The 502-nt window shown below is 39.8% G+C and carries 1 pseudogene; it reads left to right on the top strand.

Features of this window, described 5'->3' with window-relative positions:
- Positions 1-368: pseudogene (locus tag QOS10_RS09470) on the top strand (hypothetical protein); the annotation flags it as partial.
- Between the last annotated feature and the right edge of the window lie 134 nt (positions 369-502).

Genomic DNA, 502 nt, shown 5'->3' with positions numbered 1-502 from the left:
TTAACGGTCGTTGGTACTACTTTGATCAGAACAATGCCTGGGCATTGCGTGGTTGGCAGTGGCTTGATAACAACTGGTTCTATTTCGATCCAGTCAATGCTTGGCAATACAAGGGTTGGCAGAACATCGATAACCACCGGTACTACATCAACGATAAAGGAAACATGCTGACAGGCCTTCAGTGGATCAATGGTAAGTTATATGATCTGCGTACTGATCACGACGGTTACTTTGGCGCTATGCGGATCGGATGGCAATCAATTAATGGACACTGGTACTACTTCACTAATGACGGACATGCGGTTACAGGGCCACAATACATCGATGGTCATCTCTATGAATTTGATAACGCTGGACAATTGAAGTAAAAAATAAAGCTTATTTATTAGCTCTTACAAGTGAGCTGATAAATAAGCTTTTTATTATGGTTCTATGATATTCGGTAAGGATAAGATGAATTCTTATCTTTATCGTTTTTTGTTACTTGCTGTACCATTGATTT

It is taken from the genome of Limosilactobacillus galli, from assembly GCF_947381495.1.
Classification (GTDB): domain Bacteria; phylum Bacillota; class Bacilli; order Lactobacillales; family Lactobacillaceae; genus Limosilactobacillus; species Limosilactobacillus galli.
The sequence above is the reverse complement of the archived record's forward strand: the minus strand, read 5'-3'. Positions and strand labels throughout refer to the sequence as shown.